Annotated in this window: 11 protein-coding genes and 1 pseudogene; 6 read left to right on the top strand and 6 right to left on the bottom strand. The window is 73.6% G+C overall.

Annotated elements, in window-relative coordinates; translation table 11 throughout:
- Nucleotides 1–313 precede the first annotated feature (313 nt).
- Both JS756_RS10140 and JS756_RS10135 read left to right on the top strand, forming a co-directional pair.
- Nucleotides 314–1,261: a class I SAM-dependent methyltransferase gene (locus JS756_RS10140; RefSeq protein ID WP_205382690.1), complete on the top strand. Its 948-nt coding sequence runs from the start codon at nt 314–316 to the stop codon at nt 1,259–1,261.
- A gap of 87 nt (nt 1,262–1,348) precedes the next feature.
- Nucleotides 1,349–2,052 (top strand): annotated as a pseudogene (locus tag JS756_RS10135) (SDR family oxidoreductase).
- Nucleotides 2,053–2,067: 15 nt separating this feature from the next.
- On the opposite strand, the gene JS756_RS10130 reads toward JS756_RS10135, so the two are convergent.
- The 4 genes from JS756_RS10130 to JS756_RS10115 all read right to left on the bottom strand — a co-directional run bounded on the left by JS756_RS10130 (nt 2,068) and on the right by JS756_RS10115 (nt 8,614).
- Complete coding sequence (locus tag JS756_RS10130; protein ID WP_205382689.1) at nt 2,068–2,748, bottom strand: glycoside hydrolase family 75 protein; 681 nt, start codon at nt 2,746–2,748, stop codon at nt 2,068–2,070.
- A 126-nt stretch (nt 2,749–2,874) separates the two neighbouring features.
- Nucleotides 2,875–3,711 (bottom strand): aldo/keto reductase, encoded by an 837-nt coding sequence (locus JS756_RS10125; protein WP_307790493.1) that lies wholly within the window; start codon nt 3,709–3,711, stop codon nt 2,875–2,877.
- 99 nt (nt 3,712–3,810) lie between these two features.
- A complete protein-coding gene (locus JS756_RS10120) occupies nt 3,811–5,637 on the bottom strand; it encodes an AMP-dependent synthetase/ligase (RefSeq protein WP_205382687.1) in 1,827 nt (608 codons plus the stop codon).
- A gap of 772 nt (nt 5,638–6,409) precedes the next feature.
- Nucleotides 6,410–8,614, bottom strand: coding sequence for an MMPL family transporter (locus tag JS756_RS10115; protein WP_205382686.1), 2,205 nt, complete (start codon nt 8,612–8,614; stop codon nt 6,410–6,412).
- A 337-nt stretch (nt 8,615–8,951) separates the two neighbouring features.
- Between JS756_RS10115 and JS756_RS10110 the strand changes: the two genes are divergently transcribed.
- Both JS756_RS10110 and JS756_RS10105 read left to right on the top strand, forming a co-directional pair.
- Nucleotides 8,952–10,166: a sensor histidine kinase gene (locus tag JS756_RS10110; protein ID WP_205382685.1), complete on the top strand. Its 1,215-nt coding sequence runs from the start codon at nt 8,952–8,954 to the stop codon at nt 10,164–10,166.
- The gene (locus tag JS756_RS10105; RefSeq protein WP_205382684.1) at nt 10,163–10,840 is read left to right on the top strand and encodes a response regulator transcription factor; all 678 of its coding nucleotides are present in this window, start codon (nt 10,163–10,165) and stop codon (nt 10,838–10,840) included. Before JS756_RS10110 ends, JS756_RS10105 begins: the two co-directional genes overlap by 4 nt.
- Nucleotides 10,841–11,120: 280 nt before the next feature.
- Here the strand turns inward: JS756_RS10105 and JS756_RS10100 are convergent, their stop codons facing one another.
- Complete coding sequence (locus JS756_RS10100; RefSeq protein WP_205382683.1) at nt 11,121–12,002, bottom strand: LysR substrate-binding domain-containing protein; 882 nt, start codon at nt 12,000–12,002, stop codon at nt 11,121–11,123.
- 191 nt (nt 12,003–12,193) lie between these two features.
- Here JS756_RS10100 and JS756_RS10095 point away from each other — a divergent pair, with 191 nt between their 5' ends.
- Complete coding sequence (locus JS756_RS10095) at nt 12,194–13,213, top strand: bile acid:sodium symporter family protein (protein WP_205382875.1); 1,020 nt, start codon at nt 12,194–12,196, stop codon at nt 13,211–13,213.
- An 88-nt stretch (nt 13,214–13,301) separates the two neighbouring features.
- Here JS756_RS10095 and fdhD read toward each other — a convergent pair whose 3' ends face one another.
- Nucleotides 13,302–14,150, bottom strand: a complete 849-nt coding sequence (gene fdhD, locus JS756_RS10090) for a formate dehydrogenase accessory sulfurtransferase FdhD (RefSeq protein WP_205382682.1) — start codon at nt 14,148–14,150, stop codon at nt 13,302–13,304.
- Nucleotides 14,151–14,649: 499 nt separating this feature from the next.
- Between fdhD and JS756_RS10085 the strand changes: the two genes are divergently transcribed.
- The gene (locus JS756_RS10085) at nt 14,650–15,597 is read left to right on the top strand and encodes a beta-ketoacyl-ACP synthase III (protein ID WP_205382681.1); all 948 of its coding nucleotides are present in this window, start codon (nt 14,650–14,652) and stop codon (nt 15,595–15,597) included.
- The last annotated feature ends 1 nt before the right edge of the window (nt 15,598 follow it).

Below are 15,598 nucleotides of genomic sequence, written 5' to 3'. Positions count from 1 at the left end.
GTGAGGGCAACGCGCGCAACGGCAACAACCCGACCGGGGCGCTGGCGAACGCGCCGGTGGCGGGGCACTGGTTCTCCGCCCAGTTCCAGGAGCTGATGAGAACGCCCATCCGGCACTGCCGTAGGGCGGTCAAGGCCCGCCGGGCCGGTTTCCCCACCGAGGGGGACCGGCCCGGCGGACCCCGGCGTCGGCTGTCGTCCGGGCCGTGGCCGCGGTCCCGCGCCCACGGTTGTTTTGCCGTCCCCGCAACTTCAGTGGCCGTCGCGCGGTGCGTCGGCGCAGGCTGGTGTCATCCGGAAGAGAGGCTGACCCCATGGCGCACGACCACCGAGGCCACCAGGCAGAGCAGGCAGGGCAGGGCCATCGTCACGGTCCCGGGCACCACGGTCCCGGGCACCACGGCCACGACGCCCACGGCACCGACATCGACTGGGCGGAGATGGCCGCGCACCTCGAATCGCAGGCCGAGCTGTTCACGCCCCTGTACGAGCGGGCCCTGGCCTGGCTGGGGAAGGAGGTCACCGAGCCGGGCCTGATCGTCGACGCGGGCAGCGGCCCCGGCGTGATCTCCTGCCTGTTCGCCGAGACGTTCCCCGGCGCCCGGGTGGTCGCCGTGGACGGCTCCGAGCCGCTGCTGGAGCGCGCCCGGGAGCGCGCCGCCCGCACCGGCGTCGCCGACCGCTTCGCCACCGTGGCCGGCGAGCTGCCGGAGGTCCTGGACGACCTGGACTACCCCGCCGACCTGCTGTGGGCCAGCCGCAGCCTGCACCACCTGGGCGACCAGCGCGCCGCCCTGGCCGCGTTCGCCGAACGGCTCGCGCCCGACGGCACCCTGGCGTTGATGGAGGGCGGCCTGCCCACCCGCTTCCTTCCCCGCGACATCGGCATCGGACGGCCGGGACTCCAGGCACGCCTGGACGTGCTGGAGGAGGAGTGGTTCGCGCAGATGCGCGCCGAACTGCCCGGCACCGTCGCCGAGCGGGAGGACTGGCCCGCACTGCTCACCGCCGCAGGCCTGAAGCACACCCGCACCCGCAGCTTCCTGCTCGACCTGCCCGCACCCGCCACCGACCGGGCCCGCGCCTACGCCGCGACCTGGCTGGGCCGTCTGCGCGACACCGTCGGCGACGGCCTCGACACCGAGGACCGCGCCACCCTCGACGTGCTCCTCGACCCCGACGCCCCGGAGAGCGTGCACCACCGGCCGGACGTGTTCGTGCTCACCGCGCACACGGTGCACACCGCGGTGCGCCCGCACTGAACTCCCCTGACGGTGCCTTGACTTCGACAGCACTCCAAGTGATCGACTGCCGGCCGGAAACGGAAGCGGACGACACAGGGGGCGGACATGTCCGGCTCTCGGGTGGCACTGGTCACCGGCGGTGGCAGCGGCATCGGGGCGGCCGTCGCACGGCGGCTGCTGGACGACGGATGGAAGGTGACCGTCACCGGCCGCGGTGAGCAGCGGTTGCGTGACGTCGCCGACGGGCTCGGCAACCCGGCGGACGGTTGCTGACGGCCGTCGGCAGCGCCGCGGAGTACGGCGACGTGCAGGCCGCCGTCGAACGGACACTCAAGGCCTTCGGCCGGCTGGACACGGTCGTCGCCAACGCGGGGTTCGCCACGCACGACTCCGTCGCCGCCGGCGACCCCGCCGGCTGGGGCGAGATGGTGCTGCCCGACGTGCTCGGTCCGGCGCTGCTCGTCAGGGCGTCCGTCGACGCCCTGAAGGAGACCCGGGGCCGGATCGTGCTGATCGGCAGCGTCGCCGGGTTCGTCAACACGCCCGGCAACATCTACGGGGCCACGAAATGGGCGGTGACCGGGCTCGCCGAGAACACGCGTCGCGAGGTCACGGAATTCGGCATCGGCGTGACACTCGTCGCGCCGGGGCGGGTGGAGACGCCGTTCTGGGACGCGGGCGGCAGCCTGCCTCCCGGCCGGCTGCTCAGCGCCGACCGGATCGCCGACTCGATCACCTGGGCGATCCGCCGGCCCGACGGGGTCGACGTCAACACCGTCGTCGTCCGGCCGCTGGGACAGCCCACCTGACGACGTGCGCGCGGTTCAGTCCGCGGCCACGAACTGCCGGGCCAGCCGTTCGCCGACGGCGCGGGCCGCGCCGTGGCTCTCGATCGGCGTGGCCCGTGAGCCCGTGAACACCACGTAGGTGACCGCCTTGTCGGTGCCGCCCCGGGCCGGGTCCGGGTCGATGCCCAGCGCCCGGGCGGCGGCGTACGAGGCCTCGCCGATGATCTCCTTGGGGCCGAGGTCGCCGACCACGGCGTACTCCACCCGGCCGTCGTGGACGACGGCGACCACCTCGCCGCCCCGCAGACGCGCACCACGGTAGTCCCAGATGGCGCTCGCGCCCGGCACCACTATGTACGGCAGCCGGTCGGCCTGCAGCGGCCGGCCGTCGGACTGGTGGAACGCCGTGTCGTCCTGGTACCAGGGGTCGGTGTGCTCGTTGCACCGCGACGTGCGCAGCCCGTCGCAGTCGACGTCCAGGTCGGCCGTCCAGAACACGGCGCCCTTCGCACCGCACACCGCGACCGAGGGAGGCTTCTCCTCGTCGGTGCGGTAGGTCCCGCGGGAGATGCGGTCGCACGAGCGGGTCCTGGCCAGCAGGGCGGCAGCGCTCACGCCGCCCTCTCCGGCGGAGGCCGAGGTGCCGCAGCCGGTGAGGGAGGCGGCGAGCAGCGCCGCGGCGCAGGTCGCGGCGAGCGTCAGTCGTCGAGTGTGCACGCTTGAGGGACGCAGGTGCCGGTCCGGAGGTTCCCCGTCCGGCGCGGTGCACAGGTGTGCGGGTGCACGCGGCCGTGCGCCGGCCCCCGTGGACGGCGGGAACCGGCGCACGGCGCGCGCGGGGCGTCAGCCCAGGTCGAAGGCGACCGGGTCCGGGCCCAGGCGCCGGTCCTCGTTCAGCGCGCTGATCGCGGCGAGGTCCTCGTCGTCGAGGCTGAAGTCGAAGACGCTGATGTTCTCCACGATCCGGGACGGCGTCACGGACTTCGGGATGACGATGGTGCCGATCTGCAGGTGCCAGCGCAGCACGATCTGGGCGGGCGTGCGGTCGTGCTTCTGCGCGATGGCCACGATCGCCGGGACCTCCAGCAGGCTCTTGCCCTGCCCCAGCGGCGACCAGGCCTCCGTGGCGATGCCCTGCTCGGCGTGGTAGGCGCGCACCGCGTGCTGCTGGAGGAAGGGGTGGAGCTCGATCTGGTTGACCGCCGGGACGACGGAGGTCTCGCCGATGAGCCGCTCCAGGTGCTCCGGCAGGAAGTTGGAGACGCCGATCGCGCGGATGCGGCCGTCCGCGTACAGCTTCTCGAACGCCCTGTACGTGTCGATGTAGGTGCCGCGGTTCGGCAGCGGCCAGTGGATCAGGTACAGGTCGACATAGTCGAGGCCGAGCTTGGCCAGCGAGGTGTCGAACGCGCGCAGGGTGGAGTCGTACCCCTGGTCGCTGTTCCACAGCTTGGTGGTGACGAAGATGTCCTCGCGGGGCAGACCGGAGGCGGCGATCGCCTTGCCGGTGCCCCCCTCGTTCTCGTAGATCGCGGCCGTGTCGATGCTGCGGTACCCGGCCTCCAGGGCGGTGGCAACGGCCCGCTCCGCCTCGTCGTCCGGCACCTGCCACACGCCGTAGCCCAGCTGGGGCATCTCGACGCCGTTGTTGAGGATGATCGGGGGGACGTTGCTGCTCACGAGCTCTTGATCCTTCGCTTGTCCGACAGGTGGTACTCCCATCGTCAACGATCACAGACGGTGATGCATTCCTGATCGCCGAATCCGCCCGCGGCGGCCTCACGCCCGGTACAGGGCCTCGACCTCGCGTGCGTACGTCTTCTCGATCGCCCTGCGCTTCAGCTTCAGCGAAGGGGTGAGCAGTCCGTGCTCCTCGGTGAACGGCTGGGCGAGGATGCGGAAGGTACGGATCGACTCGGCCTTGCTGACCAGGGTGTTCGCGGCCACCACCGCGCGCCGCACCTCCGCCTCCAGGTCCGGGTCGCGCACCAGATCCGGCGCCGGCATCCGGGGCTTGCCGCGCATCTGCAGCCAGTGCTCGACGGCTTCCGGGTCGAGGGTGATCAGCGCGGCGACGAAGGGGCGGTCGTTGCCGACGACGATGCACTGGTTGACCAGCGGATGGTCGCGCACCCGCTCCTCCAGCACGCCCGGCGAGACGCTCTTGCCGCCGGAGGTGACGAGGATCTCCTTCTTGCGGCCGGTGATGGTGAGGTAGCCGTCCTCGTCGAGGGCCCCGAGGTCGCCTGTGGCCAGCCAGCCGTCGTGCAGGGTCTCGTCGGTTGCCTTGGGGTTGTTCAGATAGCCCTGGAAGACGTTGTCGCCGCGCAGCCAGACCTCGCCGTCGTCGGCGATGTACACGGTGACGCCGGGGATCGGCTGCCCGACGGTGCCGTAGCGGGTGCGCTCGGGCGGGTTGGCGGTGGCCGCCGCGGTCGTCTCGGTCAGTCCGTACCCCTCGTAGATCTGCACGCCCGCGCCGGCGAAGAACAGGCCCAGCCTCCGGTCCATCGCCGAACCGCCGGACATGGCGTTGCTGATCCGGCCGCCCATGGCCGCGCGCACCTTGGAGTACACCAGCTTGTCGAAGAACTGGTGCTGCATCCGCAGCCCCGCCGACGGCCCCGGCCCGATGCCCCAGGCCTTGGCCTCCAGCGCGTCGGCGTACTGCACCGCCACCTCGACCGCCTTCTCGAACGGCCCGGACCTGCCCTCCCGCTCGGCCTTGCGGCGGGCGGCGTTGAACACCTTCTCGAAGATGTACGGCACGGCCAGGACGAACGTCGGCCGGAACGAGGCGAGGTCGGGCAGCAGTGCCTCGGCGTTCATCTGCGGCTGGTGCCCGAAGCGGACCTTGCCGCGGACGGCGGCGACCTGCACCATCCGCCCGAAGACGTGCGCCAGCGGCAGGAAGAGCAGCGTCGAGGCGTCCCCGCCCCGCTTGGAGCGGAACAGCGGTTGCCAGCGCTCCAGGACGGTGTCCGCCTCGTACTGGAGGTTGCCGTGGGACAGGACGCAGCCCTTGGGCCGGCCGGTGGTGCCCGAGGTGTAGATGATCGTCGCGACGGTGTCCGGGGTGACCGCCTCGCGGTGCCGGTGCACGACGTCGTCGTCGAGGTGGGCACCCGCGTCGTACAGCTCCTGAAGGGCACCCGAGTCCACCTGCCACAGCCGGCGCAGCTGCGGCAGCCGGTCGATGACCGTGGCGATGGTCATCGCGTGGTCCTCGTGCTCCACGATCGCCGCGACGACCTCGGCGTCGTACAGCATCCAGAAGCACTGCTCGGCCGACGACGTCGGGTAGACCGGCACCACCTGGGCGCCGATGGTCCACAGCGCGAAGTCGAACAGGGTCCACTCGTAGCGGGTGCGGGACATCAGCGCGACACGGTCGCCGAACCTGATGCCACTCGCCAGCAGTCCCTTGGCCAGGGCGAGCACCTCGTCGCGGAACTCGACGGCGGTCACGTCCCGCCAGTGACCCTCGGCGTCCTTGCGACCGAGGACCACATGCCGCGGATCGGTCTCGGCATGCCGGAAGACGACATCGGCCAGACCGCCCACCGGCGGTTCCGACGCCGACGGGGGGTTGGTGTACTCGCGCAAACCCACTCCCTCCCGAGGTCCGTCCCCCACGCGGTGCTCCGCACGGCGCCGTGAAAGCTACCCCACCCGGCCGGCGGCCGGGAGGGGGTGGCGACGGCCGCCGACGCGCACAGCCGCGCTGCTCAGTGGGGGAAAATGCACACACATGAGGAAGGGTCGGACAGAAAACCGACGGTTCCGTAAGTTTCGGGGCGGAGGCCTGCACCGAAATCTCCACCGAATCCGTACCGGCCGGGCACCGCGTGTGACGTCCCCTGCTCCGGAGGACCCACCCTCACTCCGCTCTGCGTCGCGGCGGCTGTTTCCGTCACTGCCGGGCACGGCGGGCCGGGCGGCGATGCGGCGGGCGGGGGTGCGGGAGGACCGGAGGGGCGTCGGAGAAGCGGGGCGCCGGGTGCCGGTGCGCGGTGCCGGGAGGGCGGGGCAGGGCTGAGGAGGCGGGTGCGCAAACGACGCCGGGGTGTGGACGGGCAGGCGGTGCCCCGTTGCCGTCCGCACCCCGCCGACCCGGCCCTGGAGGACCCGGCCCTGGAGGACCCGGCCCTGGAGGACCCGGGGAGCCTAGTGTCACAACAGGCAACGTTCGCCCCGTCGCGACGCCCGGCACGCTCCCCCGCTGCCCCGAGGGGCGGGGGCGGTGCCCCCACCCGCCGCACCGGCCGGAAGCCCGAGTACGCCCAGTACGAGGACTTCCGGCCGGCATGCCGGGAGCACGCACCGGACGCCGCTCCTCAACGGGCGATCGTTGCCTGCCCCGGCACTGGCCGGTCCGTCACCCGGGGAGGCGGTGAAGATCCGCTCCATCCGCTCCATCCGCTCCGTCGGCTGGCGTGGCGGCCGGCGTGCCGCTCCCCGGCCGCTCGGGGGCGGGCGCCCCGTGCGCGCCGACGCGGGGGAGCCGCCGCTCCAGCAGGCGCGGCAACCACCAGTTCGCGCGCCCCATCAGGGCCATGACCGCGGGCACCACCACCATCCGGACGATCGTCGCGTCGAGCACGACCGCGGTCGTCAGACCCAGGCCCATCATCTTCACCAGCGGCGACGGACTGGCCACGAAGCTCCCGAACACGGCGGTCATGATCAGAGCGGCCGAGGTGATCACCCGGCCGGTGGCCGCCATGCCGCGCGCCACCGACTCCGCGTTGTTCCCCGAGGCGTCGTACTCCTCGCGGATGCGCGAGAGGAGGAACACCTCGTAGTCCATCGACAGGCCGAACAGGACCGCGAAGAAGACCGTCGGCAGCGGCGAGGCGATCCGGAGCGTGCCCTCCAGATGCAGCAGGGAACCGAGCCAGCCCCACTGGAACACCGCGACCACCACGCCGTACGCGCCGCCGATCGACAGCAGGTTCATCACGGCCGCCTTCAGCGGTATGACGACGGAACGGAACACCAGCATCAGCAGCAGGAACGACGCACCCACGACCGCGGCGACGAGGACCGGAAGGGTGTCGGCGAGCTGCTCGGTGAGGTCGTCGGTCATGGCGGTCAGCCCCGACACCGCGACGTTGCCGGGGACGAGGGCGCGGACGCGGGCGAGGGTCGCCGACGTCGCGGCGTCCGCGGGCGCCGTGGTGGGAAGCGCGGGCAGGACGACCGTGTCCCCGCCGGGGGAGGTCCGGGGCGCGCCGACCGACGCGATGCCGGGGTCCGCGGCGATGCGCTGGGCCAGTGCCGGAACAGTCCGGGCGTCCACCCCCGGGGCGCGCAGGTCGGCGACGATGACCAGCGGGGCGTTGATACCCGGGCCGAAGCCCTCCGTGAGCAGGTCGTAGGCGCGGCGGTGCGTGGTGCGCGGCGAGTCGTCGCCGGCGTCCGGAAAACCGGTCTGCATGCCCAGCGCGGGCGCGCCCAGCGCGCACAGCACCGCCGCGCCGACGGCCAGGTGACGCAGGGGCCGGCTCGACACCCGGTGGGCGAAGCGCCACCAGGCGGTGTCCTCGGCCCGCTTCGCCGGGCGCCTGCGGCCCAGCCGCCCGCGGTCGACGCGGTCGCCCAGCAGCGACAGCAGTGCCGGCAGCAACGTGAGCGCGGATCCCACGGCGAGCAGGACGACCAGGGCGGTGCTGACCCCGATCGAGGTCAGAAATCCCAGACCCGTCAGGGCGAGCGCGCCCGTCGTCACCACGACGGTGCCGCCCGCGAACACGACGGCCGCGCCCGACGAACCCATGGCGTCCGACAGCGCGGTGGCGTTGTCCTGTCCCGCGGCACGGTTCTCGCGGTAGCGGACCGTGATGAACAGGGCGTAGTCGACACCGACCCCCAGCCCGATCATCGCGCCGATCGTCGGGGCGACGGGGGAGACCTCCAGCACCCCGGCGAGCAGGGTGACGGCCCCCAGACCGGCGGCGACGGCCACCAGGGCGAGCGCGATCGGCACCAGGGCGGCCACGACCGTGCCGAACGCCACGACCAGCACCACCAGCGCCACCAGCAGCCCGGCCGCCTCCGCGCCCGAGGTCTCCGTCTCGGCGTTGATGAAGACGGCGTCGCCGCCCAGCTCCGCGACGACCCCGTCCCCGCGCACCGGCCCGATCGCGTCGGTCACCGCCCTCAGCTGCCCGGGATCCAGGTCCGTCGCGGCCACGTCGAACGTGATCGCCGCGAAGCCGACGCGCCCGTCGGGCGACACCGTCCCCGCGGTGAACGGACCCGCTACCGAGGCGACATGGGCCACGCCCGCGATGCGGGCGACCGCCGCGTCGACCGCGGGACGGTGGCGGTCCAGACGCTGCCCCTCGGGCGCGGCGAACACGGCCATGGCCGTGCCGCCCGACTCCTCGGGGAAGCGCTCCTCCAGCAGCTCCATCGCCTCCTGGCTCTGGCTGCCGGGCGCCACGAGGTCGTCGGCGAACGTGCCGCCGGCCGTGGCGGCCAGGGACAGCAGGCACAGGAGGGCGACCGCCCAGGAGGCGATCGTGACCCATGGCCGGCGGGCGCTCGCATCGCCGACACGCCGGGTGAATCGGTTCATGGACAAGGGGCTCCCGTCAGAGGTGTGCCGCCGGGCAGGTCCGACCCGCCGGGACGGCCCTGGTACGGGCGACGGCCGCCGGGCGTCACGGGCACGGCGGCGGAAGGAACGAGGGGTCTCATCGTGCGGGCCCGGCACCGCCGGGGTCTCCCGCCGCCGGAGGGGGTCGTCCGTCACCCCCGGGACGGGAGGAGGCACGCGCCGCCTCCCCCTCCGGACGGAGCCCGGTCTCCCCCCGCCGACGGGTGACCGGGCGCTCGGCCCGTCCCTACAATGGCTCGCCCCGCACATCCCGACGATCCGAGCCGGGGCCGTGGACGCCCTTCCTGGAGCGAAGATGAACCGCACGGCGCTGCCCTCCGACACGCCGCCCGGCCGTGCCCGGCGGAGGTTCCGCGGCCCGTTCGCGCGCTGGCCACGCGTCGCGGACGCCGTACTCGCCGTCTTCGTGACCCTCACGACGACGCTCGTCCACGACGCGCCCGGCGACGCGATCGCCGTCCGCGCCGTCGGCGCCGTCGCCCCCGCCGCCCTGCTGGTCTTCGCGGTGGCCGGCACCGCGCTCCGGTGGCGCCGGACCGCTCCCGTCGCCGTGCTGGGAACGGCGGTGACGGGCTGGGCCCTCACCCTCGGCAGCGGCTACTCCGACCTGGGGGGCATCACGATCGTCGCCCTCTACAGCGCGGGCCGCTACGCCGCGCACGACAAGCGGGCCGGCCTCGGCCTCGCCGCGGCACTCGCCGTGGTCACCGCCGACGGGCTCATCGACGCCCTGCCCGTGGGCGAGATCACTTTCGGCGCCGTGGTCCTGTTCGGGGCCTGGTACACCGGCCGGCGACTGCGGCTGCGTGGGGAGCGGGCGGCGCAGCTCCGCCGGGAGCAGGCGGCCGAGGCCAACCGGATCGTCGCCGAGGAGCGCACCCACATCGCCCGCGAACTGCACGACGTGGTCGCCCACCGGGTGAGCATGATGACCGTGCAGGCCGGTGCGGCACGGATGGTGGCAGCCGACGACCCGGAGAGCGCGCTGCAGGCGATGGTGGCCGTGGAGGAGGCGGGCCGCCAGGCCCTGGACGAACTCCGGCACCTGCTGGGCGTGCTGCGCCCCGACGGCGAGCACGGCGGACTGGGCCCGCAGCCCGCTCTGACGGATCTTCCGGCGCTCGTCGAGCAGATGCGGGAGGCGGGCCTGGACGTGTCGCTCGGCGGTGACAGCCGCGTCCCCCTTCCGGCACGGGTGGAGTTGTCGGTGTACCGCATCGTCCAGGAGGCGCTCACCAACGTGCTCAAGCACTGCGGACCGCGGGCACGCACGCAGGTGCACGTCCGCAGCGACGGCAACGGCGACGTCACCGTCGAGATCGTCGACGACGGCCGGGGCTCCGCCGCGCCGTCGGTGCCGGGCGGCGGCCACGGCGTCGGGGCGGGGCACGGCATCGTCGGCATGCGCGAGCGGGCGCTCCTGCTGGGTGGCAGCCTCGATGCGGGGCCGCGGCCCGGCGGCGGGTTCCGCGTGGTCGCCCGCCTGCCCGTCGGAGGGGAGTCCGCATGAGCATCCGCGTCGTCGTGGTCGACGACCAGGCCCTGGTCCGCACCGGTTTCTCCATGATCCTGCGGGTTCAGGACGACATCGAGGTCGTCGCCGAGGCCGGGACGGGACACGAGGCGATCGAGGCGGCACACCGGCACCGTCCCGACGTCGTCCTCATGGACATCCGCATGCCCGGGATGGACGGCCTGGAGGCGACGTCCAGGATCCTGGAGAAGGCCGACTGGGACGTCCGGGTGCTGATCCTGACCACCTTCGACCCCGACGAGTACGTCTACAGGGCGCTGAGCGCCGGTGCCACCGCCTTCATCCTCAAGGACATTCCCCCCGAACAACTCGCCGTCGCCATCCGCACCGTGGCCGACGGCGGGGCACTGCTCGCACCGTCGATCACCCGCCGCCTCATCGGCCGGTTCGCTCAGGGCCGTGCCGTCACCCCGGCCGTCGCGGGGCGCGTCGAGCGACTGACCGAGCGGGAGCGGGAGATGGTGGTCGCCGTCGCCCGGGGGGCCAGCAACGCGGAGATCGCCGAGCACCTCCGCATCGGGGCGGCGACCGTCAAGTCGCATGTGTCGAGCGTCCTCACCAAGCTCGGCCTGCGGGACCGCACCCAGATCGTGATCTTCGCGTACGAGAGCGGACTCGTCGCCGCCGGCGGCCACGACGTCGGTCACTGAACCCGGGCGGCCACCCGGACCGGGAGCACCGCCCGCCGCGGCCCGGCACCGTCGCCGGCCGCTCCCCCACCGGACCGGGACACGGCCCAGGGCGGAACAGGACCGGGGGCGGGACCGGTGGTCGGGGCCGGACCGGCGACGGTGCCGGGCCACCGGGCCTTCCGGGTATCCGGCCCGCAGTGCTCGTCGAGGCACCGTGTGCGCAGGCCGTCCCGTCCGCTCGGCCCGGGACCCGGCCCGGACGGAGCGCCCGGACCGACGGCCCGGCGGCCCCGCCGCCCTACTCCGCCTCGGTCCTCCGGCGACGCTGCAGGCGGTCCCCGCCCGCCAGGATCGCCGCCGCCAGTGCGTCGGCCGCGCCCTGGGCGGGGCCGACGCGCCGGCCGTGGACGAGCACGAAATCCACCCGGCCCAGCTCCGGCAGCCCGTACCGGTCGGGCACGCGGACCAGCCCCGGCGGGATCAGGCCCCGCGAATGGGCCATCACGCCCAGGCCCGCCCGCGCGGCGGCGATCAGACCGTTCAGGCTTCCGCTCGTGCACACGATCCGCCACGCCCGCCCCTGCCGCTCCAGCGCCTCCAGGGCGAGGGCGCGCGTGATGCCCGGCGGCGGGAACACGATCAGCGGCACCGGGCGGTCGGGCTCCAGCCGCAGCCGCTGCCCGCCGATCCACACCAGGTCGTCGTGCCACACCAGTTCCCCGGGCGGATCCTGCGGGCGTCGCTTGGCGAGCACCAGGTCGAGCCTGCCCGCCGCCAACTGCTCGTGCAGCGTGCCCGACAGCTCGACCGTCAGCTCCAGGTCGACCTCGGGATGGTCGTGCCGGAAGCCCTCCAGGATCTCCGGCAGCCGGGTCAGCACGAAGTCCTCCGACGCACCGAACCGCAACCGCCCGCGCAGCCGGGTCCCCGTGAAGAACGCGGCGGCCTGCTCGTGCACCTCCAGGATCCGCCGGGCGAAGCCGAGCATCGCCTCGCCGTCCTCCGTCAGCTCCACCGAATGCGTGTCCCGGCTGAACAGCGTGCGCCCCGTCGCCTCCTCCAGACGGCGCACCTGCTGGCTGACGGTCGACTGGCGCAGCCCGAGCCGCCGCGCGGCCTGCGTGAAGCTGAGTGTCTGCGCCACCGCGAGGAAGGTCCGCAGCTGGGAGGGGTCGTACACACCGGCCACGCTACCCGCTCATCATGAATCATGATGACAGTCAGAGCGGTGTACCGGATTCCCGATCAGCGCCCCGGGGAGGACGATGGAGGAGGGCCCTCCGGGCACCGCCGCGACGGCTTCGAGGGCCCCGCGCAAACCGCCGACGAAGCACGTGGAGCACCGTGAAACGCCTGCAGTGGCCGAGCTGGATGCCGATCGACCCGTACATCGCGCTGCTGCTCGGCACGGTGGGTCTCGCGGCCCTGCTCCCGGCCCGCGGCACGGCCGCCGACGTCGCCTCGGGCGCCACCACCGCCGCGATCGCCCTCCTGTTCTTCCTCTACGGCGCCCGCCTGTCCACCCGGCAGGCCCTCGACGGGCTGCGCCACTGGCGGCTCCACGTCACCGTCCTGGCCTGCACCTTCGTCGTCTTCCCGCTGCTGGGCCTGGCCACCGGCGCGCTCGTCCCGGGCCTGCTGACCCACCAGCTCCAGCAGGGTCTGCTCTTCCTCACCCTGGTGCCCTCGACGATCCAGTCCTCGATCGCGTTCACCTCCATCGCCCGTGGCAACGTGCCCGCCGCGATCTGCGCCGGATCCTTCTCCTCGCTGATCGGCATCGTCGTCACCCCGCTGCTCGCGGCGGCCCTGCTCGGCAGCGGCAGCGGCGGCGGCTTCTCCACCGATGCGCTGGTGAAGATCGTGCTGCAACTGCTGGTGCCGTTCCTGGCCGGGCAGCTGCTGCGACCCCGGATCGGCGGATTCGTCGCCCGGCACAAGAAGGTGCTGGGCCGCGTCGACCGCGGCTCGATCCTCCTCGTCGTCTACACCGCGTTCAGCGCCGGCATGGTGCAGGGCATCTGGCACCGGGTCAGCCCGGCCCGCCTCGGCGGACTGCTCGCCGTGGAGGCCGTCCTGCTCGCCGTGATGCTCCTGCTGACCTGGTACGGCGCGAAGGCGCTGCGCTTCGGCCGCGAGGACCGCATCGCCATCCAGTTCGCCGGCTCGAAGAAGTCCCTCGCCGCCGGGCTGCCCATGGCCGGCGTCCTGTTCGGCGCGCAGGCCTCGCTGGCCGTGCTGCCGCTGATGCTCTTCCACCAGATGCAGCTCATGGTGTGCGCGGTGATCGCCAAGCGCCGCGCCCACGATCCGGAGGCGGCGCCGGGCACCGCCCCGGGACCGTCGCAGGCGCCGCGCCCCGAGGCCGGCACGGCACCGCGCTCCCACTGACCGCGGCGCCGGCCGTTCGCCGAGCGGCGGTGCGGCGGGGGGGAACGACGGTGCGGCGGGGCCCGCCGAGCCGTGGGGCGGGGCAGGCTCAGTCCCGCGCCACCGCCCGGTGAAGGGCGACGCGGTCCTCGCCCGCGTAGACGTTCATGGAGCTGCCCCGCAGGAAACCGACCAGCGTCAGGCCCGTCTCCGCGGCCAGGTCCACGGCCAGCGAGGACGGGGCGGACACCGCCGCCAGCACCGGAATGCCCGCCATCACCGCCTTCTGCGCCAGCTCGAACGAGGCCCGCCCCGACACCAGCAGGATCGCCCTGGACAGCGGCAGTCGGCCGCCCTCCAGGGCCCGGCCCACCAGCTTGTCGACCGCGTTGTGCCGCCCCACGTCCTCCCGGACGTCCAGCAGCGCGCCCTCCTCGGAGAACAGCGCCGCCGCGTGCAGGCCACCCGTCCGGTCGAACACCCGCTGCGCGGCACGCAACCGGTCCGGCAGGTCCGCCAGCAGCTCGGGCGTGACGCGGACCGGGGGAGTGTCGGCGATCCCCCAGCGGGCGGTCGTACGCACCGCGTCCAGGCTCGCCTTCCCGCACAGGCCGCACGACGACGTCGTGTAGACGTTCCGTTCGAGGGTGATGTCCGGGACGGTCACGCCCGGGGACGTCCGCACGTCCACCACGTTGTACGTGTTGGAGCCGTCCTCCGTGGCGCCCGCGCAGTACACGATGTTCTGCACGTCGCCCTGCCCGCCGAGCACCCCCTCGCTGACCAGGAAGCCCGCGGCCAGCGCGAAGTCGTCGCCCGGGGTGCGCATGGTGATGGCCAGCGGTCTGCCGTTCAGCCGGATCTCCAGCGGTTCCTCGGCGACGAGGGTGTCGGGGCGCGAGGAGACGGCGCCGTCGCGGATGCGGATCACCTTGCGTCGTTCCGTGACTCGTCCCATGTCCTGTCTCAGTCCCGGTTCTGTCCGTGCGGGTGGCCGGGGCGGCCCTCGATGCGGCGGGTCGCCGCAGGTCACCGGGCCGTTGTGCGGCAGGGCGACCGTCAGGTTCCCATTGTCGCGTACGGGTGGCGCGAGGTGCCGCACACGGGGGCTCGGACCTTGCGGGCACGCGATACGGGGCTCCCCGTCCGTGTCCCGGGACCCCCGCGCGACATGCCGCCGGTGCGATCCGGGCCGCCGTCCGGACCACGACGCGGACGCCGGTCGCGCGTTGCGGTCCGCCACCGCGGCCGCACGGCGGCACGCACTTTGCCCCTGGCGGTGGCCGGACCCTCCGGGAGGGCACACGGCCCCGCGAGCGCCCGCGGGCGTCGCGGGGTGTGCCGGAAGCCGACAACTCGTGCGGCCGTTTCCTGTCGCTTCACCTGCCCTCCTACCCGTGGGTCACTGATCAGACTGGTGAATCCCGCTGACCGAGGCAACGAGGGGGAACCACCCAATGAACGGCTCGCGGATCGCCGCCATCGGCCACTACCAGCCCGCCGAGGTGCTCACCAACGAGGACCTGGCCGGCATGGTCGACACCAGTGACGAGTGGATCAGGAGCCGGGTGGGCATCCGGACCCGGCACATCGCCGGCCCCGACGAGCCGGTCGACGAACTCGCGGCCAACGCCGCCGCCAAGGCCCTCGCCACGGCCGGCCTCACGCCCGCCGACATCGACCTGGTGCTCGTCGCCACGTCCACCGCCGTCGACCGCTCCCCGAACACCGCGGCCCGCGTCGCCGCCCGCCTCGGCGTCCCGCAGGCCGCCACCATGGACGTCAACGTGGTGTGCGCCGGCTTCACCCACGCCCTCGCCACCGCCGACCACACCCTCCGGGCGGGCGCCGCCCGCCGCGCGCTCGTCATCGGCGCCGACAAGATGTCCGCCGTGACCGACTGGACGGACCGCACCACCTGCGTCCTCGTCGGCGACGGGGCGGGTGCCGCCGTGGTCGAGACCTGCCCCGACGGCGCCGAGCCGGGCATCGGACCGGTGCTGTGGGGATCGGTGCCGGAGATGGGCCACGCCGTGCGGATCGAGGGCCAGCCGGCCCGCTTCGCACAGGAGGGGCAGGCTGTCTACCGCTGGGCCACGACCCGCCTGCCCCCGCTCGCCCGGCAGACCTGCGAGCGCGCCGGACTCGTTCCCGAGGACCTCGCCGCCGTCGTCCTGCACCAGGCCAACCTGCGCATCATCGAACCGCTCGCACAGCGCATCGGTGCCACCGGCGCCGTGGTGGCCCGCGATGTCACCGACTCCGGCAACACCTCCGCCGCCAGCATCCCGCTCGCCCTGTCCAAGCTGGTCGAGCAGGGCCGCATCCGCACCGGCGACCCCGTGCTGCTGTTCGGCTTCGGCGGCAACCTGTCGTACGCGGGACAGGTCGTGCGCTGCCCGTGAG

The organism is Streptomyces actuosus (assembly GCF_016921115.1).
Lineage (GTDB): Bacteria > Actinomycetota > Actinomycetes > Streptomycetales > Streptomycetaceae > Streptomyces > Streptomyces actuosus_A.
The sequence above is the reverse complement of the archived record's forward strand: the minus strand, read 5'-3'. Positions and strand labels throughout refer to the sequence as shown.